The organism is Streptomyces sp. WAC03905, from assembly GCF_057371075.1.
Genome location: NZ_JBXYDZ010000002.1, coordinates 291,066 through 309,158 on the forward strand (window position 1 = coordinate 291,066; position 18,093 = coordinate 309,158).

Sequence of the window (18,093 nt, forward strand, 5' to 3'; positions counted from 1 at the left end):
ACCAACGCGGTCACCGCCCGCAGCCGCAAGGCCTCCTGCGCCGACGGCGATACATGCCGCGCGTCCCCCATCAGACCGCTCACACCTCACCAATGACCCAGAACTCGGAACCGTTTCGGATCAAGAAGGTTGCATATAGCCTGCGAGTGCCCTTCTTAGAGAATCAGGGGCGGCGTCACTCACAAATTTTCCTCGAGCTTCATCGTCAGGAAAAAATTGTGGCGGACAACTTGAGTTCGAACTATGAACCAATTCTCTACCGATCTCTTTACCCGTCTTGACTTCCAAGATGCGGGCATTATAGGTTGCCGTGAAGAGTGGCAGTGAAATTTTTCGTCCCGAATCCAAGACTTTCGCAGAACAAATTTCTTCACTCTTCGATGAGGATGCAATTTCCAGGCAAGCTACCAAGTCGATCATCCCATCTTCACTTCCGACGCTCCAATCAGAGGGCAGCAGGTGAGACTGGGAAGTATAGGATGATTCCCCCTTTTTTGCCATCGCAACTATGAAGTGTCGGCCACCGTTTTGCTTATAACTGTCATGGCTGCCAAAACTTTCCCCAGATGAACAAGAACGAACTAAATCGCTTTCCACGGACACCATGCCGGGGGCAGTCTTAAGCGGGGCACTGTTCCTGAAAGCGTTGCCGCCCTCCTTCTGGCCTTGATATTCTCGTTCGAATGAGCACGCACCAAGTGATACCAAAAGAAAAATGGCAAAGATCACCCTCCCCTGCCTCATTGAAATCCCTTCGCCTAATGAACTCTTACTTGATATACCTGGTGGATAATCAACCATAGTTCGACCAGGCCGACCTTTGAGGTATCAATCCGCTCTAGCTGAGATAGTTTAGCGAACTACTTTTTCACGCATCCGACAACGAATGGGCCATTAAAGGCGGTTCGGGAATCTTGCGGATACGTTGGAGTTAAAAAATTGGGTGCACATTCCTTCCGAAGAACATGTCCCGGTAGGCGCCGGGTCTTCCTTCAGTCTGACGGCGCGTTTGCACTGACCCCAATCGCCGCTTCAGGCGGCCTGTGTGTTGCGTAACCATTTCAGCCCTTAATGCGTGCCTCTCTGACTCTTCATGCACAGCCAGACGTCGCAGCAGATAAGCCAGTTTGGGGTTAAGGAAGCATTCCGCACCTCTTTAACCCCAAACTCAAAATTAAACTAGAACCCGCCGCAGTGTGTTATAGTGGCATAAGTTCCGGATACGCGCTTCTCAACCGCTGGTGTTGTAGGAGTTGCTGTTCGCATGTACCCGGAATCCAGAAGGGCCGACTGGTTTCTACCGACGTGCTTATATCCGTTGTACGAGCTATAGCCGCCGCTACTTAAGTACGTCTCGGACTGCCAGGCCGCTAGGTAGCAAGCAGTGAGAGAATCATTATAGTAGTATAGGGAAGAATTGGTCCAGCCGTAAGGCTGATATCCTGCACTGGCGGTCGAGGCGATCGGAATAATTGCCCCGAAGGCAATCGCCGCAGCTAGGCCAATTTTACTTTTCAGTGAAATTTTCATGCGGTGATAGTACTTCGCACGCACGCGTAGGATTAGGGTATTTATTGCTTACTTATGTGCGACGAGCGGCTCGCCTTCGGGAGGTGGTCGCATGTCGGGTCTGGGAGGAGGTTTTTCTGCGTGGGCTGGAAGCGTTGGGACTCAGTCTCGGTCTGGATCGATGGATATCGTGACGACTCGCCTGCTCACGATCCCGAGGCCCTTGGCTTGGCAGGCATTGCCCTGGGCCTGTTAGGCGTGTCCGTCGGCGGTCATCCGCTCATTGCCGGTCATGTGGCCTATGGACTCCTTGGCCTTGCCGTTGGCCATCTCGACGTGGGTGGCCAGCCCGCGCTCTGACATGCTTTAGGCCAGTGGGCGTGGCTGGGCCCGACCATGGGATGTTGGTCGGGGCACAGCGGCTGCCGCGGGTCGGGGCTGTGGTAGGACACCCCGTGCAGAGCCGACAAGACACACCGAGGTGCCGACGCCGGCTACCAGGGCCTGGGCGCCCAGACCGGCGGCCGCGTGGTGACACCACCGCATCGCAAGTTCAAGAAGAACCCGCCGGACTGGTACGAGGAGATCTACCAGCGCCAGCGCAAGGCGCACTCCTCACGCCGCATCCGCGTCGAGCACGGCATCGCCCACCTCAAGAACTGGCGATCCCTCGCCCGCCACCACGGCCGTCGCGAGCACATGAGCGACACGATCCAAGCCGTCACCAGCCTGCTCTCATACCAGCAGACCACCACCGCGGCCCGCCAGCCACAGTGACCATCGGGGCCGACCCGCACCCTTCGACGCGTCACCGCCAACCATGCACGAGTTCGTTAGGGCTCGCAGGGAATCAACATGCTGACTTGATCTCTGTGGTGTTGCTGTTCGTGAGGAACGCTGTGACGTCGGCGGGTGTGCGGAATCTGGCTGTCGAGGGTCGAACGGTGTAGCCGTGGTCGGCGAGTAGGGGCTGGATGTGGTGAACGGCCCGGGTGATGGTGCTGCCGTTGACGCCGAAAAGCTGGGCGATCAGGTCTCGGGTGCCGAGTTTGCGCAGGTAGAGAACGCTGGCCAGGACTCGATCCGCGGTGGTCAGCTTGTCCTTGGCGCCGGCTCCGCGGGCCCGGATGCGCTCGCTTCCTCGCTGCTGGGACCGTCCTCGTTCACGTAACTCATCGAGTTTCTGGGTGAACCGCCCCGGGTTCGGTAGAGATCTCAGACTGTGGTGATGGCCTGGGGTTTCGTGAGTTCGGTGTAGTAGTTGGCTTCGTATTCGACGGGAGGGACGTGGCCTATCTCACCGTGGATTCGTCGGTGGTTGTACCAGTCGATCCACTCGGCGGTGGCGAGCTCGACGTCGGGCAGTGACTTCCATGGCCGCCGGGGGGTGATCAGCTCGGTCTTGAACAGGCCGATCGCGCTCTCCATGAGGGCATTGTCGTAGGCATCGCCGACCGATCCGATCGAGGCGGCGATGCCGGCGGCGTCCAGATGTTCGGCGAGCCGGAAACTCGTGTATTGCGACCCGGCGTCGGAATGGTGGATCAACTTGCCTGACTGGACAGGCTGTTGGTCGCGGTCGCGTTGCCAGATCACCATCTCCAGGGCGTCCAGCACGAAGATCGTCTCCTTCACGGTCGCGGCGGACCAGCCGACGATCCGGCGGGAGAAGGTGTCCACGACGAAGGCGACGTAGACGACACCGGCCCAGGTCTTCACGTGGGTGAAGTCCGCGACCCAACACCGGTTCGGGGCGGCTGCGACGAAGTCACGGTCGACCAGATCAGGGGCCCGCTCGGTCTGTCCGCCGGGGAGCGTGGTGATGACGCGCTTGCCGCGCACCGCGCCCTGGATGCCGAGCTCGCGCATGAGGCGCTCGACGGTGCAGCGGGCCACCTCGTGGCCCTGCCGGTTCAGTTCCCGCCAGATCTTCCTGGCTCCGTAAACCCGGTAGTTGGTGGTGAAGGCCTCGTGGATCAGGGCCTTGAGTTCCGTGTCTCGCACGGATCGCGCTGATGGTTCGGCGAGGCGTTTGTGGTGGGCGTAGTAGGTAGAGGGGGCGATCTTGCAGTCGTGCTCGGTGAGCGTCCTGCAGATCGGCTCGACGCCGCCGAAGCGGTCCCGGTGCTCGTCGATGAACGCTACGAGCGAGTGTGTGGCCGGTCGAGCTCGGCCGCGAAGAAACTCGCCGCGGCTTTCAAGATGTCGTTCGCCCGCTTCAGCTCGGCGTTTTCCTTCTTCAGCGCCTTGAGCTGGGCGGACTCCTCCGTCGTCGTCCCCGCACGCGCCCCCGCGTCGATCTCGTGCTGCTTGATCCAGTTCCGCAGCGTCTCGCGGGAGCCGATGCCGAGCTTCTCCGCGACCGCCTGCAGGGCGGCCGTCTCGGTCGGGTAGTCGCCGCGCACCTCGGCGGCCATGCGCACCGCACGACGGCGGAGCTCAAGCGGATAACGGGAAGGTCGTGCCATGACTCGATCCTTTCATGGAATCGAGTCTCTACCGAACACGGAACGGTTCACGGTGCCGTCGGCCGACACCCGTCCATAGGAAGACGACGGTCAGATACTTCGCACTATTTGGGTGGTATACAGCTTTTAGGCGGCGGGCTGCAGTCAGGTAGTCTGCCCGTTTCTGAGAGGTGGAAAGATGCCAGAAATGTCGCATGGCATGCAGGATGCTGCGGAGAAGGTAAAGAAGATCGAGACCAACCTCAAGTCCGCCCCTGAGGACTGGAGCAAGAAGCAGGAAACGACGGAGCTCCTGCGCGATCTCAAGACGACCGTCGAGCAGCAGAACCGCTGATACCGGGCAGCACTGTGGCCCTGCGCCCACCCGCTGGTGTCCGGCAGGAAAGCGCAGGGCCGTCGCGGGCGGACGCAAGTCGGCCGCACAGCCACGGCCAGGATCTGTAGACCGTGTCCTATGTGGTGAGGTGGACGTGGCGCTTGTAGCAGCAGAGGGCTGCGGCGAGGCCGAGGAATGGCAGGTAGTTGCGGGGGTGGCGTTTGTAGCGGTGGTTGAGTCGGCGGTAGCCGGTGAGCCAGGACATGGTCGGCTCGATCACCCACCGGCGTCTTCCGAGCCGTTCCGATGGCTCGATGCCCTTGCGTGCGATACGGACTCCGATCGCTTCCCGCGTAACCGTTTCCGCAGCTCGGGTACGTCGTAGGCCTTGCCGGCGTGCAGACGCCGGGGTTTGAAGTGGCGGCCGCGGTGGGGGTCGTGTCTCGTTTGGTTGCCCGTGATCATGGGTTTCAGCGCGAGGCTGTCGTGGGTGTTGGCCGCGGTGACGCGACGAGGAGGGGCAGTCCGGCCGCGTCCGACAGGACGTGCATCTTGGAGCCCGGCTTGCCGCACCTTCGACGGTGGGATCAGCGGCTCCGCGATCTCCCACAGCCCATCCGGAACAATCCAACTCCACCTACCCCGCCCCATACCGACAACAACGCCTCACCACATAGGACACAGTCTTATTCTTGGCGCCGGGTGGCCGTCCAGGGCCGGCGCCTCAGGGTTTGGGAACACAGGTCGGTCAGGCGAGGTGTGGGCGGATGTTTCTGAATCCTCGGCGGACCCGGGCCGGGGTGAGTCGGCCGTGCGGCGGGTTTCTCCCAGGGCCTGCGGAGGTCCGCGGCGAGGGGCCGGGCGAGCCGGAGCTGAGTGTGGGCGACGATCAGAATCCAGGTCCAGCGATCTGCGGCCTCGGGGAGCACGGAGTTTCGGGGTGGTCCAGCCGAGGGTCTGCTTCGCGAAGCGGAAGGTGTACTGCAGGTCGAAGCGGCGGAGAAATACCTGCCAGGAGCGGTCCACATCGGTGGAGGTGGCACCCGTCTTCGAGGACCATAACCACACCGTTGGGGCGTCCCGGTCCTTCGACAGGTGCTCTACCTTGAGCCGGATTAAAGTGCCTTCGACCAAGGGCAGTTCGCCGTCGTGGCCAAGCCAGGAGGAGCGATGGGTGAGCCGGGGGTGGACCCGGTCCCATGCCTGCGTTTCAGCTTTGCCGTAGTTGCTGGTGTTGGTGACGGTGGTGATCGCGGGTTCGGGCCAGGTCTCCGGTTTTGTTAAGCGGAATTCCGGACCGTGGCTTGGGTGGCCGGCTTCGTCCCGGGCAGCCGGACCGGCTTCGGCAGGCGCATGACGCGGTCGGAACGGACCTGGCCGACAAGCTCGACCGGCAGCTCACGCAGGACCCAGGCCAGGCGGAGGACGTCGTAGCCCGCGTCCATGACGATCACGATATCCGGGTTACCGGCCTGCCACTACCCCGCGACGATGAGCCGCTCAACGACTCCTCGGAGCTAGGTGGCGGTGACGGCGGTGGCGTCGTCCGCCGGGCCGAGCCGGACCGCGTCGAGGATCGCGGTCCAGGACGTGGCACCCGGCTCCAGCACGGCCACGAAGGAATGCGGCAAGCCCGGGATGAACTGCGAGGCCGTCTTCGCCCGACCGTAGACATGGCAGAACAGTGGGCCGAGCACGGCGCGTCCGAGCGGAGCCACGGTGCCCCATCGACCGCCAGGACCAGCCGCCCGCCGTCGAAGCGCGGCAGTGGCAGGCCGGCGAGCACCGTCCGCAGACGGTCGGCATCGATCCGGCCGTGGTTCAGTCCGCCGTATATCGCTTCGTGCCCACGAGGATGCTCGGGCACCAGTGTCAGATCCACCGAGGACTGCACCGCACCGTCCGCACACAGCAATGCGTCCACCAGCTCGAACAGCTCGTCACGCCGAGCGGTCAGACACTCATAGAACTCCCCCCTGGAAGCGTGACGCTTCCACGAATGCTCCCCTCCGGACAGCATCAAGCAGCAGACTCACCCTCACGGCCTTCGTCGTGGTCATGCGCCTCCTTGGCCGGAGCACATGATCAGACGAAGGCCGCCCCCACGTTCGGCGAACCCCCAGGTGAACGACCCAGTACGGGACTGTAAGGAATTCGGTGTAACTCCGATCATGGATGAGTGCCGCTTCTGACCAGCGAGAACATAGTCAAGGCGTCTGAGGCGGGGTCTGGGCCCACGACAGCGGATGACCGCTTCATCGAGGAACAGGCCCGCAAACTCGGCCCGGCCCGGATCGGCCCGATCCTGGGCCTGCCCACGGCCACCGGATCCTGACCCGGCACCGCCTGAACCGCCTGTCCTGGCTGGATCGCCCGACCGGAGCGGTGATCCGACGCTATGAACGCGAGCGTCCGGGCGAGCTCGTCCACGTGGACGTGAAGAAACTCGGCCGGATCCCCGAGGGCGGCGGCCACCGTGCCCTGGGCCGCGAGGCCGGCCGCAGAACCAAGTCCGGCGTGGGCTTCGACTACGTCCACTCCGCCATCGACGACCACACCCGACTCGCCTACAGCGAGATCCACGACGACGAGAAGGCCGCGACCTGCGCGGGCTTCCTCACCCGCGCGGCCGCGTTCTTCCACAGTCAAGGCATCACCCGCATCGAACGGGTCCTGACAGACAATGCCTGAGGTGACCCCCGGAGCGTGGACAGGGGGGTTCATGCAGCGAGTGTGAGTTTACGGCTTCGCTGTTGCTGGTGTTCGAACTCGGCGGGTGAGAGGTAGCCGAGTGAGCTGTGGCGCCTGCGGGCGTTGTAGTAGGTGAGCCACTGGAAGATCTCCAGCCTGGCCTGACGGACCGTCGTGAACGGCCTGCGTAGGGCTTCTCGCTTCAGTCCCTGCCAAAACGACTCGGCTAGGGCCTGTTGCGAAAGTGGATCTTGTTCGTTGATGATCACCTGTCGTGGGACGTGGAGATCTGACGAACGGCCAGTGGGCCCGGCTTGAGCCGTTGCTGCCGACGGGCATCAAGCCGGGCCGTCCGCAGGTATGGACACGGCGGCAGCTGATAGACGGCATACGGTGGCGGACCCGAACCGGCGCTCCCTGGCGGGACGTGCCCGAACGCTATGGGCCGTGGGACCGGGTCTATGACCTGTTCCGGCGCTGGCAGCGGGACGGCACGTGGGCCCGGATCCTCACGCGGCTCCAGGCCGAGGCTGATGCGAAGGGCCTGATCACCTGGGACGTGAATGTCGACTCCACCGTCTGCCGGGCCCATCAGCACGCCGCCGGGGCGGCAAAAAGGGGGACCTCCAGAAGGAGCCGCCCGGCGGAGTGTTCGTCGAGCCGGCCGACCACGGTCTCGGACGCTCCCGTGGCGGACTGACCAGCAAGATCCACCTCGCGGTCGAGCAGGGGCAGAAGCCTCTGTCGGTGGTGATCACGGCTGGGCAGCGGGGTGATTCCCCGCAGTTCGAGCCGGTCCTGGAGGCGATCCGGGTGCCCCGGCTCGGGCTCGGCAGGCCGCGCAAGCGGCCAGACCGGGTCCGGGCAGACAAGGCCTACGACTCCCGCAGCAACCGCTCCTACCTGCGCAGACGCGGAATCAAAGCCACCATCCCGGTTCCGGCGGACCGGGTCCGCAATCGCCTCAAGCGCGGATCGCGCGGCGGGCGCCCGCCAAAGTTCGACAAGGACGACTACAAGCAGCGGCACGCGGTCGAGTGCGGGATCAACCGGCTCAAGCGCCACCGGGCCGTCGCCACCCGGTACGACAAACTCGCCGTCCGTTACGAAGCGACAGTGCTGATCGCAGCCATCAACGAATGGCTGTGACCAGCACTTTCACAACAGGCCCTAGAGCCTGTCTCCTAGGGCCTGTTGCGAAAGTGGATCTTGTTCGTTGATGATCACCTGTCGTGGGACGTGGAGATCTGACGAACGGCCAGTGGGCCCGGCTTGAGCCGTTGCTGCCGACGGGCATCAAGCCGGGCCGTCCGCAGGTATGGACACGGCGGCAGCTGATAGACGGCATACGGTGGCGGACCCGAACCGGCGCTCCCTGGCGGGACGTGCCCGAACGCTATGGGCCGTGGGACCGGGTCTATGACCTGTTCCGGCGCTGGCAGCGGGACGGCACGTGGGCCCGGATCCTCACGCGGCTCCAGGCCGAGGCTGATGCGAAGGGCCTGATCACCTGGGACGTGAATGTCGACTCCACCGTCTGCCGGGCCCATCAGCACGCCGCCGGGGCGGCAAAAAGGGGGACCTCCAGAAGGAGCCGCCCGGCGGAGTGTTCGTCGAGCCGGCCGACCACGGTCTCGGACGCTCCCGTGGCGGACTGACCAGCAAGATCCACCTCGCGGTCGAGCAGGGGCAGAAGCCTCTGTCGGTGGTGATCACGGCTGGGCAGCGGGGTGATTCCCCGCAGTTCGAGCCGGTCCTGGAGGCGATCCGGGTGCCCCGGCTCGGGCTCGGCAGGCCGCGCAAGCGGCCAGACCGGGTCCGGGCCGACAAGGCCTACGACTCCCGCAGCAACCGCTCCTACCTGCGCAGACGCGGAATCAAAGCCACCATCCCGGTTCCGGCGGACCGGGTCCGCAATCGCCTCAAGCGCGGATCGCGCGGCGGGCGCCCGCCAAAGTTCGACAAGGACGACTACAAGCAGCGGCACGCGGTCGAGTGCGGGATCAACCGGCTCAAGCGCCACCGGGCCGTCGCCACCCGGTACGACAAACTCGCCGTCCGTTACGAAGCGACAGTGCTGATCGCAGCCATCAACGAATGGCTGTGACCAGCACTTTCACAACAGGCCCTAGACCGGTGAGTGCTGAGATGACCCCTTTGGTGTGGACACTCTGACAATGGATCCTGGTGGTCCGAGGAAAGGTGTCCTGGTGGGACGTAGGTCTCCGTATCCGGAGGAGTTCAGGAACGACGCTGTGGCGCTGTATCGAGCCGCGGCCGGCAGACGTTCCTTCTCGGCGGTGGCGGCGGATGTCGGCGTGACCGGCGAGACGCTGCGGAGCTGGGTCCGGCAGGCCGACGAGCAGACCGGCCGAGTGAGTAGCGGCGGGCCGTGTCAGAGAGCCGGGACGAGGAAGTCGTCCGGCTGCGGGCCGAGCTGGGTCGGCTGCGCAAGGCGGAGAAGGAGTGGGAGCTCGAGCGGGAGATCCTGCGGCGGGCGGCCCAGTATTTCGCCAGGGAGATGAGGGCATGACCGGCCGCTGGGACTTCATCTCCGCTCACCGCGCCGAGTATGGCGTGCAGCGGATATGCGGGGTCCTGGGCGTCTCGCGCTCGGGCTACTACCGGTGGCTCGGCGGGGCCGGAGCCCGCCGGGTTCGCCGGGCAGCCGACGATGCCTTGGCTGCGGAGATCCGTGAGATCCACGCCGTCCACCGCGGGACGTATGGAGTGCGCCGGGTCCACGCTGAACTACGGGGCTTCGGTCACACCGTGAACCGCAAGCGCGTAGAAAGGCTCATGCGGCGGGAGGGAATCGAGGGCCGGCATCTGCGCAGGCGCAAGCGCACCACAGTCCCGGACCGGCTCGCGCCGCCCGTCCCGGACCTGGTCCGACGCGACTTCACCGCCGCGGCACTGGACGAGAAGTGGTGCGGCGACATCACATACGTGCAGGTCGGCAGCGCATGGCTCTATCTGGCCTGCGTGATCGACGTCTGTTCGCGTCGGGTGCTGGGCTGGTCGATGGCCACCCATATGCGCACGGAACTGGTAGTCGACGCGCTCACGATGGCGGTGTCAGCCCGCGGCGGCCACGTGGCCGGGGTAATCTTCCACGCGGACAGGGGCTCGCAGTACACCTCCACTGCGTTCGCCCAGGTCAGTGACGGTTCCCCCGGAGCGTGGACAGGGGGGTTCATGCAGCGAGTGTGAGTTTACGGCTTCGCTGTTGCTGGTGTTCGAACTCGGCGGGTGAGAGGTAGCCGAGTGAGCTGTGGCGCCTGCGGGCGTTGTAGTAGGTGAGCCACTGGAAGATCTCCAGCCTGGCCTGACGGACCGTCGTGAACGGCCTGCGTAGGGCTTCTCGCTTCAGTCCCTGCCAAAACGACTCGGCTAGCGCGTTATCGTAGCTGGACCCGTCACCTCACTCGGGCCGAGGCCCTTAAACAAGACCAGACCTCCCTGGTGCTGAAACCCGGCGATGGCTACGGCGGGGCCGGGGTGACCATGGGCCGCTCGATGACTGAGGAAGCATGGCGGGAGCGGCTTCTGGAGGTTGCCGGGAAAGACAACCACATCCTGCAGCAGGTAGTGGACGCCGACCTCGTCACCCTTTCGCTGCCAGGCCAGGCCGACGACGATGTTGAGGACCAGGAGGCCGGCGCCGATCCCGAGGCAGCCTCGGCCGCGATGGCGAGCCGGGTGGGCAAGAGTGCCTTCTCCGTGGTGGAACGGGCTCTCCATCATTTGAGCTTCTTTTACTCAGCCCATGTGTGATCGATGCTTTTAGAATCAGGTGCGATCTACGTCTTTAGATATGTCACGGTCCGGCGGTGTCTCAGGGGCTCCAGGAGGTATTTTGATGCGCTGCGTTTTCACCTCGTTCGGAGCATTCCTTGGCCGGGTAGACAGCCTGACCCGCTGCGCGCTCTGGACCGAAGACCCCACCGAGCATGAATTCGACCCCGGGCGTCTGATCGCAGTAGACCTGGGAAGAACGCCTGCTGCGGCAGCCGCCGGGAAAATCTCATGGACTGGCGTTCAAGTCGATGACTGCCTCACCGGGCCGAACGGTTTTCTGGCCGGCACCACGTCGGGGCCGGCCTGGCCGGAGCTCCACCTGACGGGCTCGGTTCATCTGGAGCAGCGGTTTCTGCAGACTCTGCCTGAGGCTCTGCGGCCTGTGTGCCCGCCGACGGGGATGGGCGGTTATCCGTACGAGTACACAACGGTACTCTATCAGCCAGGCCTGGACGATCCGCGGGCGGGTAGCCGCTACACCGGGCACCACGCTCATCTCCTCGAGAAACGGGGCACCCTCGCACGCCTGGCGATCTTTCCTCGGGGCCGGTCGCAGGACCCCGCCGCAGAGCTGACCACGGTATGGATCGACCTCGCCTCGTGCGAGCAGCATGACGCGGGCCCCTCCGGTCTGACCACGATCGGCTTTGGAGACGCGCCCAAGACCGGCGCGCTCTTCCTGCGATCTGGCCAGTTGTAACACCCAACCACACTCTCGGGCTGAAGAATCAGTCTCATCTCTGAAGGAAAAAGATGGACAACCAGTTACTGACGGACCAGGCGACCAACCTTCTCGGCCAGGACGACGCCCAGCCAGCTGCCACCCGCACCGCCCGTAAGCGTCTCGCCCGCATGGCCGCCCTCCTCGGGACCGTGGGTGCCACTGCCATCGTCGTGGCCTCTACTACCGCGATGGCTGTCATCGAAGACCCGAAGCTGCCTCCGGGCGCCGGAGAGTAACCAGTCATGTCCACTAGCCTCGCATCGGTCAGTATTGTCTCCCCCGACGTCGAGGCCGTGCTGTTCAAAGGATCCGCGCGCCGCGCCGCTTTGCGGCGCGCGGACAGCCTAACGGCGGTACGCAAGATCCTGGACAGCGAGCTTCCTCCTGCTACTCCGGTTAATCTCGACCTGATTGGCCACTCCACGGGCGGCCACCGGTTTCTCCGCATCGGGACCACCGTGATCAACATGCTGGACTCAGCGGTGTCTGGCTTCTTCAGTGAGCTCGCGGACTCCGGGCTATTGGAGGATCTGAACATCACCGCCGTTCGGCTGCTCGGTTGTGGCACGGCCACCACCGCCAGCAGCCGACAGACCATCCGTATGCTCACCAATGAGCTCGCAGTCCCGGTTTACGGGACCACCAAAACCCTTCTTAACGGACACTTCACCGACCGGGGATTTAATCCGCAATTCACGCACCTCCTCACTAGCAGCCCTCTCTAGAACGTGCACACGGCACGACACCGAGCAGTGCAGAAGCCGGGAAACCTGCTGATGTAGTCGTCGCGGTCTCACTGGCGCAGGCTACCCAGTCCTCAATCTCCCACTTGGGCACTGGCTCAGGTGGTCGCCTCCTCGTTGATCTCCCAGGCCCAGCCGCTGACTGCGGCGGTGGCGGCGGTCTTCTCGATGCGGTCGGGGAGGTCGTCAGTGGCCCACGCGCGGTACTGTGCCCACTGAGCTTTCAGCGTTGACGTTCCAGGGGTGAGGATGGCTGTGGCAATGGCGGTCATTCAGTTGGGGCTGCAGCGGGCTCTGCGGAAGACTTGCCAGGACTTCAGCCTTGCGATGCTCCGTTCGACCGGCGCCCGTGCCGCTGACGGGCCCGGTTGATCGTCTGCTGGGTTGTGGTGAGGTCCCGGCCGGGAAGCCGTCTGATCGGTGTGTCACCCGGCCACGGTCCGGTCGCGGGTGGGGACCAGCGTGCCGTCGACGATGAGCACGGCCTCCTTACGGAACCGCCGGGGTGGAGGGCGAGAGCCGGCCCGAGATGGGCGACGATCCGGTCGGCCACCGACTTCGAGACGCCGAACAGCGGGGCGAGCTGGCGCAGGGTGAGGTTGGTGCGCCAGCACGCGGCCACCAGCAGCACCCGGTCCTCCAACGGCAGCGACCACGGCCTGCCCTTGCGGACCGATCGGCCCCAGTTCACCGCTCTGCGCTACTTCGCCCTCGACGGCACCGACCATGCCAGCCACCACGAACAGGGCAGCATGATCCGCCGCTACCTCATCTGGCGAAACCGCCACGCCGACGATCGACGCCTACGCGCCGTTGTCGACAGGGCAAACGTTGCCTGCTCCGTCGGCTAGTTCGGGAGGCCGCAGGCCGGGATGCCGAAACCGAGCGCGTGCGTGCTGGACCCCCAGAGCGTCAAGACCTCGGCCATCGTCCCGGCCGCCGGGCAAGGCATCGACGCGGGCAAGAAGATCACCGGACGCAAGCGCCATATCGGCGTCGACACCCTCGGTCTCCTCCTCGCGGTCTGGGTCACCGCGGCCAGCGTCTCCGACAACGCCGGCGGCATCTACCTGCTCTCCCACATCGCCAAGGCCCACCCCCGAATCACCAAGGCCTGGGCCGACACCGGCTATGTCACCACGCGGCTGCCGGTCTGGGCGCCCAGGCCCTGGTAGCAGGCGTCGGCAAGGATCTCCAGGGCCGGGCCGTCGGTCAGGTGCTTGACCAGGCCTATTTGCCGGGCGTGGGCGACGCCGGCGCAGCTTGCCGGCTGGGCTGGACTACAGAACAGGAGTCGGCCGTCGGCGTCGGTGGGGACCATGGTCTTGACCGCGTTCTGCTTGTTCTTGCCTGAGATGTACTTCTCCCGGTCTTTGCGGCCGGCTGCGGGCCTGTGGACGCGGATCTCGGTGCCGTCGATGACTCCGGTCTGTCCGCTCGCGCCGAGGTGGTCGATGACTTCGGCGAGGGTGCGTAGCCGGGTGCCGGCCGCGATGGTGCAGCCGCGGGTGGCGAGCAGGGGCCGCACCTCGCCGATGGCGCGGGTGATCGTGGACCGGTTGACGCCGAACCAGCAGGCCACGTCATGGGTGGCACCGTGACGGAGGTGGACCAGCATGGCCAGGAGCTGGTCGATGGAGACCAGCCGGTGCTTTGCACCGGCCCCGACGGCCCGCTTCCGCGGCCTGGACCCCAGCTTTGCCTGGCGCCGCTCACGCCATAACAGACCCACCTCGGCGACGAGTTCGACGATCACGTCAGCAGACAGCCCTGTAATCCGCCGGCCACTGATGATCGCTGCACGAGACCCGTTCCCCACCACACGAACATGATCAGGGATCACGATCCAGCACCGCACCGCCAACCATGCACGAGCTCGAGTCTTCTGAGTCGGGAATTCTGTTCAGATAGCTGGCGAGGCGTTCAAGGATCCAAATGGCTGGTCAGATGGGCCGTCGATGGAACCTTTAAGCTACCGAGCAGCCCTAACCACAAGCCGATCCACCGCCAGGTCGGAACCAAGCTTCGGCGCACCGGATCAACGAGAAGCTAATCGCTGATTATGCTCGCCGCTGCAGAGGCCTGACCACTGCTGACGACGGGGACGACCTCGAACTCCACTAGATCGTTCCATTGAGAGACCCAGGCCAATAACAGACTCAGGTCTTCGCACTCCATGAGCTGAAAGCAGCGGCTAAAACTAGCATCGACCCAGCTATCGATATAGTGAAGGCCGTCTGGCGCCATTCGCCCGCGCTCACGGAACCGCTCATACACCGGTGCTGCGCTCCCGCCCCGGAACATCTCAATAATCATGAACAACATGCGGGCCATGATAAGGGATGGACATTGTTTGTACCACAACCGGCGGCGGACGCGCCGCCGATGGTGCCGCGGGCGCCTTCCCAAGACGCGGTGCCCGGCGTATCGCTCGTAGTGCGCTGCCCCACGGCCTCCTTCGGGACCGAGGAGCCTGGGAGACCTCAAGGAGCTCAAGGAGGGGTTCGGCGTGCGGGCCAATCCTGTCGCCGAACTTCCGGCCGTTGCAGGGCTACGCGAAGATTGCAACGGTTCTGGGCTTCCCTCAGCGTTGAGTTTCATGCGTGAGTGGCCCGGCTGGCCCCTGAAATGCAAGAACACCCGGCACCCCGCAGATCTTCCGTTCTAGTTTAGGGTCTGTATTGAGTCGTGATCAATGGGTGGTGCTGGTGGGGTCGCTGATCCAGATCATGGAGGCTCGGAGATTGAGTCCGGCGAGGTAGCTCTCGGGGGTCTTGATGCCCCTATGGATGTCAAGCCGCTAGAACGTGGGTGGTGGTGTGGGTGATGAGCCGGTGGATCTCGCGTGCAACGTAGCGTTTGAGGCAGCGGAGTGCTTCGCGTCGGGTCTTGCCTTCGGAGACGCGCCTGTCGATGTAGCCGCGGGTGCGGGTATCCCAGCGGAGACGGGCCAGCACTGAGGTGACCCCCGGAGCGTGGACAGGGGGGTTCATGCAGCGAGTGTGAGTTTACGGCTTCGCTGTTGCTGGTGTTCGAACTCGGCGGGTGAGAGGTAGCCGAGTGAGCTGTGGCGCCTGCGGGCGTTGTAGTAGGTGAGCCACTGGAAGATCTCCAGCCTGGCCTGACGGACCGTCGTGAACGGCCTGCGTAGGGCTTCTCGCTTCAGTCCCTGCCAAAACGACTCGGCTAGCGCGTTATCGTAGCTGGACCCGCCGCGCCCCATGCTCCTGCGGATCCCGAAACCCGAACGCAGTGGAGGTGTACTGCGAGCCCCTGTCCGCGTGGAAGATTACCCCGGCCACGTGGCCGCCGCGGGCTGACACCGCCATCGTGAGCGCGTCGACTACCAGTTCCGTGCGCATATGGGTGGCCATCGACCAGCCCAGCACCCGACGCGAACAGACGTCGATCACGCAGGCCAGATAGAGCCATGCGCTGCCGACCTGCACGTATGTGATGTCGCCGCACCACTTCTCGTCCAGTGCCGCGGCGGTGAAGTCGCGTCGGACCAGGTCCGGGACGGGCGGCGCGAGCCGGTCCGGGACTGTGGTGCGCTTGCGCCTGCGCAGATGCCGGCCCTCGATTCCCTCCCGCCGCATGAGCCTTTCTACGCGCTTGCGGTTCACGGTGTGACCGAAGCCCCGTAGTTCAGCGTGGACCCGGCGCACTCCATACGTCCCGCGGTGGACGGCGTGGATCTCACGGATCTCCGCAGCCAAGGCATCGTCGGCTGCCCGGCGAACCCGGCGGGCTCCGGCCCCGCCGAGCCACCGGTAGTAGCCCGAGCGCGAGACGCCCAGGACCCCGCATATCCGCTGCACGCCATACTCGGCGCGGTGAGCGGAGATGAAGTCCCAGCGGCCGGTCATGCCCTCATCTCCCTGGCGAAATACTGGGCCGCCCGCCGCAGGATCTCCCGCTCGAGCTCCCCACTCCTTCTCCGCCTTGCGCAGCCGACCCAGCTCGGCCCGCAGCCGGACGACTTCCTCGTCCCGGCTCTCTGACACGGCCCGCCGCTACTCACTCGGCCGGTCTGCTCGTCGGCCTGCCGGACCCAGCTCCGCAGCGTCTCGCCGGTCACGCCGACATCCGCCGCCACCGCCGAGAAGGAACGTCTGCCGGCCGCGGCTCGATACAGCGCCACAGCGTCGTTCCTGAACTCCTCCGGATACGGAGACCTACGTCCCACCAGGACACCTTTCCTCGGACCACCAGGATCCATTGTCAGAGTGTCCACACCAAAGGGGTCATCTCACCATCGCCTACCAGGCCGCACTCCACCTTGCTGCCATTCTCATCTGGACCCGGCGCTGAGCAAGGTGTCCAAAGGACTACTCAGACCAGCCCATGGACGACGAGCCGGTTCTGTTCGCCGTCGAAGATGCCGGCCAGGAGATCGGCCTCCCGCCGATCCCCACCGAAGAGACCTTGCTGGTCGACGTGCACAGTAAGAATGTCGTGGCTGTCGATCACCTCGGAGATGCCCCGAGTCTCGATCGTGTCCGACCACGCGTCCGGGTTCCGGCCGAACCACTCCGGCAGCCCGCACGGCTCGGCAACCGCATCCCAGAAGTCGTTGAGTGTCTCGATCGGCCGACCGCACAGGTCAACAATCAGCTCGCTGCTCGTCATCGCAGCAGACTAAAACCAGCCCTCCCACCACGAGGCACTCACCGGTCTAGGAGACAGGCTCTAGTCTTCTGAGTCGGGAATTCTGTTCAGATGTGTAGGCTTGGTTTATGGCGCGGACGGGGCGGCCGAAGGCCGAGTTGACGTTGTCGGATGAGGAGCGGGCCGCACTCGAGGAGTGGGTGCGGCGCCGTTCTACGCCGCAGGCGTGGGCACTTCGCTGCCGGATCATTCTGGCCTGTGCGGAAGGCGCTTCGAACAAGGATGTGGCAGCCCGGCTCGGCTCGACCGCGCATGCGGTGGGCCGGTGGCGTGCGAGGTTCGTCGAGCACCGGATCGCCGGCCTCGGAGACATGCCGCGATCGGGCGGTCCACGGTCGGTCACGGACGGGCAGGTCGCCGCGCTGGTCACCAGGACGCTGGAGTCGACACCGAAGGACGCCAGGCACTGGTCGACGCGGTCGATGGCGAAGGAGACAGGCCTGTCGCAGTCGACCGTGTCACGGATCTGGCGGGCGTTCGGCCTGCAGCCGCACCGCTCGGAAACCTTCAAGCTGTCGACGGACCCGTACTTCGTCGACAAGGTCCACGACGTCGTCGGCCTCTACCTCGACCCGCCGGAGCGGGCCCTGGTCTTCTGCGTGGACGAGAAATCCCAGATCCAGGCGCTGGACCGCTCGCAGCCCGTCCTGCCGATGATGCCCGGTGTCCCGCAGCGGGTCACGCACGACTACGTCCGCGCCGGCACCACCACCCTCTTCGCCGCCCTCGAGGTCGGCACCGGCAAGGTGATCGGCTCACTCCACCGCCGCCACCGCGCCGAGGAGTTCAAGAAGTTCCTCATCAAGCTCGACAAGGAAGTCCCGGCCGGCGTGGAGATCCACCTGGTGCTGGACAACTACGCCACCCACAAGACCCCGGCCATCAAGACCTGGCTGCTGGCCCATCCCCGATTCCACCTGCACTTCACACCCACCGGGTCGTCCTGGCTGAATCTGGTGGAGCGATGGTTCGCGGAGCTGACGAACAAGCAGATACGGCGAGGCGTTCACAAGACCGTCCAGGCCCTGGAACAGGACATCCGGACCTGGATCGCCGCGTGGAACAGCGATCCCAAGCCCTACGTCTGGACCAGGACCGCGGACGAAATCCTTGAACGCCTCACCAGCTATCTGAACAGAATTCCTGACTCAGAAGACTAGGGCCTGTTGT

17 protein-coding genes and 12 pseudogenes are annotated in these 18,093 nt (G+C 64.6%); 14 read left to right on the plus strand and 15 right to left on the minus strand.

Annotated elements, in window-relative coordinates; translation table 11 throughout:
* Positions 1 to 120: 120 nt before the first annotated feature.
* Together AC2RP6_RS02060 and AC2RP6_RS02065 are read right to left on the minus strand one after the other, a co-directional pair.
* Positions 121 to 729: a hypothetical protein gene (locus AC2RP6_RS02060; protein ID WP_486444502.1), complete on the minus strand. Its 609-nt coding sequence runs from the start codon at positions 727 to 729 to the stop codon at positions 121 to 123.
* A 1,032-nt stretch (positions 730 to 1,761) separates the two neighbouring features.
* Entirely contained in the window at positions 1,762 to 1,872 is a 111-nt protein-coding gene (locus tag AC2RP6_RS02065; protein WP_486444503.1) for a CsbD family protein, read from the minus strand.
* Between the two features lie 165 nt (positions 1,873 to 2,037).
* Here AC2RP6_RS02065 and AC2RP6_RS02070 point away from each other — a divergent pair, with 165 nt between their 5' ends.
* Positions 2,038 to 2,286, plus strand: coding sequence for a transposase (locus AC2RP6_RS02070; RefSeq protein ID WP_486444504.1), 249 nt, complete (start codon positions 2,038 to 2,040; stop codon positions 2,284 to 2,286).
* 73 nt (positions 2,287 to 2,359) lie between these two features.
* On the opposite strand, the pseudogene AC2RP6_RS02075 reads toward AC2RP6_RS02070, so the two are convergent.
* A pseudogene (locus AC2RP6_RS02075) lies at positions 2,360 to 2,704 on the minus strand (helix-turn-helix domain-containing protein); the annotation flags it as partial.
* Positions 2,705 to 2,724: 20 nt separating this feature from the next.
* Positions 2,725 to 3,977 (minus strand): IS3 family transposase gene (locus AC2RP6_RS02080; protein ID WP_486444505.1). Its coding sequence is split into 2 segments (ribosomal slippage): positions 2,725 to 3,695 and positions 3,695 to 3,977, totalling 1,254 coding nucleotides; the frame shifts between segments, so codons are not numbered across the junction.
* Between the two features lie 178 nt (positions 3,978 to 4,155).
* Here AC2RP6_RS02080 and AC2RP6_RS02085 point away from each other — a divergent pair.
* Entirely contained in the window at positions 4,156 to 4,311 is a 156-nt protein-coding gene (locus tag AC2RP6_RS02085; RefSeq protein ID WP_486444506.1) for a hypothetical protein, read from the plus strand.
* Positions 4,312 to 4,429: 118 nt separating this feature from the next.
* On the opposite strand, the pseudogene AC2RP6_RS02090 reads toward AC2RP6_RS02085, so the two are convergent.
* Together AC2RP6_RS02090 and AC2RP6_RS02095 are read right to left on the minus strand one after the other, a co-directional pair.
* Positions 4,430 to 4,944: pseudogene (locus AC2RP6_RS02090) on the minus strand (transposase).
* Positions 4,931 to 6,353, minus strand: a pseudogene (locus tag AC2RP6_RS02095) (NF041680 family putative transposase). Before AC2RP6_RS02095 ends, AC2RP6_RS02090 begins: the two co-directional pseudogenes overlap by 14 nt.
* A gap of 119 nt (positions 6,354 to 6,472) precedes the next feature.
* Here AC2RP6_RS02095 and AC2RP6_RS02100 point away from each other — a divergent pair.
* Together AC2RP6_RS02100 and AC2RP6_RS02105 are read left to right on the plus strand one after the other, a co-directional pair.
* Positions 6,473 to 6,628, plus strand: a complete 156-nt coding sequence (locus AC2RP6_RS02100) for a hypothetical protein (RefSeq protein WP_486444507.1) — start codon at positions 6,473 to 6,475, stop codon at positions 6,626 to 6,628.
* A pseudogene (locus AC2RP6_RS02105) lies at positions 6,619 to 6,981 on the plus strand (IS481 family transposase); the annotation flags it as partial. The gene AC2RP6_RS02100 and the pseudogene AC2RP6_RS02105, both read left to right, overlap by 10 nt.
* Before the next feature lie 32 nt (positions 6,982 to 7,013).
* On the opposite strand, the pseudogene AC2RP6_RS02110 reads toward AC2RP6_RS02105, so the two are convergent.
* Positions 7,014 to 7,217: pseudogene (locus AC2RP6_RS02110) on the minus strand (integrase core domain-containing protein); the annotation flags it as partial.
* A gap of 41 nt (positions 7,218 to 7,258) precedes the next feature.
* Here AC2RP6_RS02110 and AC2RP6_RS02115 point away from each other — a divergent pair.
* From AC2RP6_RS02115 to AC2RP6_RS02125, 3 genes and pseudogenes are all read left to right on the plus strand, one after another.
* Positions 7,259 to 8,133, plus strand: a protein-coding gene (locus tag AC2RP6_RS02115; protein ID WP_486444433.1) for an IS5 family transposase whose coding sequence is annotated in 2 segments (ribosomal slippage) — positions 7,259 to 7,652 and positions 7,652 to 8,133 — 876 coding nt in all. Because the reading frame shifts where the segments join, the coding sequence is not laid out codon by codon here.
* A gap of 83 nt (positions 8,134 to 8,216) precedes the next feature.
* A protein-coding gene (locus AC2RP6_RS02120; RefSeq protein ID WP_486444433.1) for an IS5 family transposase occupies positions 8,217 to 9,091 on the plus strand; the annotation gives its coding sequence in 2 pieces (ribosomal slippage) (positions 8,217 to 8,610 and positions 8,610 to 9,091; 876 coding nt in all).
* 103 nt (positions 9,092 to 9,194) lie between these two features.
* A pseudogene (locus AC2RP6_RS02125) lies at positions 9,195 to 10,146 on the plus strand (IS3 family transposase); the annotation flags it as partial.
* A gap of 34 nt (positions 10,147 to 10,180) precedes the next feature.
* On the opposite strand, the pseudogene AC2RP6_RS02130 reads toward AC2RP6_RS02125, so the two are convergent.
* Positions 10,181 to 10,402: pseudogene (locus AC2RP6_RS02130) on the minus strand (integrase core domain-containing protein); the annotation flags it as partial.
* A gap of 47 nt (positions 10,403 to 10,449) precedes the next feature.
* On the opposite strand from AC2RP6_RS02130, the gene AC2RP6_RS02135 reads away from it, so the two are divergent.
* The 4 genes from AC2RP6_RS02135 to AC2RP6_RS02150 all read left to right on the plus strand — a co-directional run bounded on the left by AC2RP6_RS02135 (position 10,450) and on the right by AC2RP6_RS02150 (position 12,234).
* Entirely contained in the window at positions 10,450 to 10,761 is a 312-nt protein-coding gene (locus tag AC2RP6_RS02135) for a hypothetical protein (protein ID WP_486444508.1), read from the plus strand.
* Positions 10,762 to 10,846: 85 nt separating this feature from the next.
* The gene (locus AC2RP6_RS02140) at positions 10,847 to 11,485 is read left to right on the plus strand and encodes a hypothetical protein (protein WP_486444509.1); all 639 of its coding nucleotides are present in this window, start codon (positions 10,847 to 10,849) and stop codon (positions 11,483 to 11,485) included.
* A 53-nt stretch (positions 11,486 to 11,538) separates the two neighbouring features.
* Complete coding sequence (locus AC2RP6_RS02145; RefSeq protein WP_486444510.1) at positions 11,539 to 11,745, plus strand: hypothetical protein; 207 nt, start codon at positions 11,539 to 11,541, stop codon at positions 11,743 to 11,745.
* Between the two features lie 6 nt (positions 11,746 to 11,751).
* On the plus strand, positions 11,752 to 12,234 hold the full coding sequence (locus tag AC2RP6_RS02150) for a hypothetical protein (protein WP_486444511.1): 483 nt from the start codon (positions 11,752 to 11,754) through the stop codon (positions 12,232 to 12,234).
* A 116-nt stretch (positions 12,235 to 12,350) separates the two neighbouring features.
* Here AC2RP6_RS02150 and AC2RP6_RS02155 read toward each other — a convergent pair whose 3' ends face one another.
* The 3 genes and pseudogenes from AC2RP6_RS02155 to AC2RP6_RS02165 form a co-directional block, all read right to left on the minus strand.
* A complete protein-coding gene (locus tag AC2RP6_RS02155) occupies positions 12,351 to 12,524 on the minus strand; it encodes a hypothetical protein (RefSeq protein ID WP_486444512.1) in 174 nt (57 codons plus the stop codon).
* Positions 12,525 to 12,676: pseudogene (locus AC2RP6_RS02160) on the minus strand (transposase family protein); the annotation flags it as partial.
* A 7-nt stretch (positions 12,677 to 12,683) separates the two neighbouring features.
* Positions 12,684 to 12,928, minus strand: a pseudogene (locus AC2RP6_RS02165) (helix-turn-helix domain-containing protein); the annotation flags it as partial.
* A 7-nt stretch (positions 12,929 to 12,935) separates the two neighbouring features.
* Here AC2RP6_RS02165 and AC2RP6_RS02170 point away from each other — a divergent pair.
* Together AC2RP6_RS02170 and AC2RP6_RS02175 are read left to right on the plus strand one after the other, a co-directional pair.
* Positions 12,936 to 13,103 (plus strand): annotated as a pseudogene (locus AC2RP6_RS02170) (IS630 family transposase); the annotation flags it as partial.
* A pseudogene (locus AC2RP6_RS02175) lies at positions 13,088 to 13,391 on the plus strand (transposase); the annotation flags it as partial. The pseudogenes AC2RP6_RS02170 and AC2RP6_RS02175, both read left to right, overlap by 16 nt.
* On the opposite strand, the gene AC2RP6_RS02180 reads toward AC2RP6_RS02175, so the two are convergent.
* From AC2RP6_RS02180 to AC2RP6_RS02195, 4 genes and pseudogenes are all read right to left on the minus strand, one after another.
* Positions 13,382 to 14,110: a transposase gene (locus AC2RP6_RS02180; RefSeq protein ID WP_486444513.1), complete on the minus strand. Its 729-nt coding sequence runs from the start codon at positions 14,108 to 14,110 to the stop codon at positions 13,382 to 13,384. The pseudogene AC2RP6_RS02175 and the gene AC2RP6_RS02180 sit on opposite strands and share 10 nt — an antisense overlap.
* A gap of 191 nt (positions 14,111 to 14,301) precedes the next feature.
* Entirely contained in the window at positions 14,302 to 14,577 is a 276-nt protein-coding gene (locus AC2RP6_RS02185) for a DUF3303 domain-containing protein (RefSeq protein ID WP_486444514.1), read from the minus strand.
* A gap of 664 nt (positions 14,578 to 15,241) precedes the next feature.
* Positions 15,242 to 16,441, minus strand: a pseudogene (locus AC2RP6_RS02190) (IS3 family transposase).
* Positions 16,442 to 16,587: 146 nt separating this feature from the next.
* Positions 16,588 to 16,884 (minus strand): barstar family protein, encoded by a 297-nt coding sequence (locus AC2RP6_RS02195; RefSeq protein ID WP_486444515.1) that lies wholly within the window; start codon positions 16,882 to 16,884, stop codon positions 16,588 to 16,590.
* 107 nt (positions 16,885 to 16,991) lie between these two features.
* Here AC2RP6_RS02195 and AC2RP6_RS02200 point away from each other — a divergent pair, with 107 nt between their 5' ends.
* A complete protein-coding gene (locus AC2RP6_RS02200) occupies positions 16,992 to 18,083 on the plus strand; it encodes an IS630 family transposase (RefSeq protein ID WP_486444516.1) in 1,092 nt (363 codons plus the stop codon).
* Positions 18,084 to 18,093 lie beyond the last annotated feature (10 nt).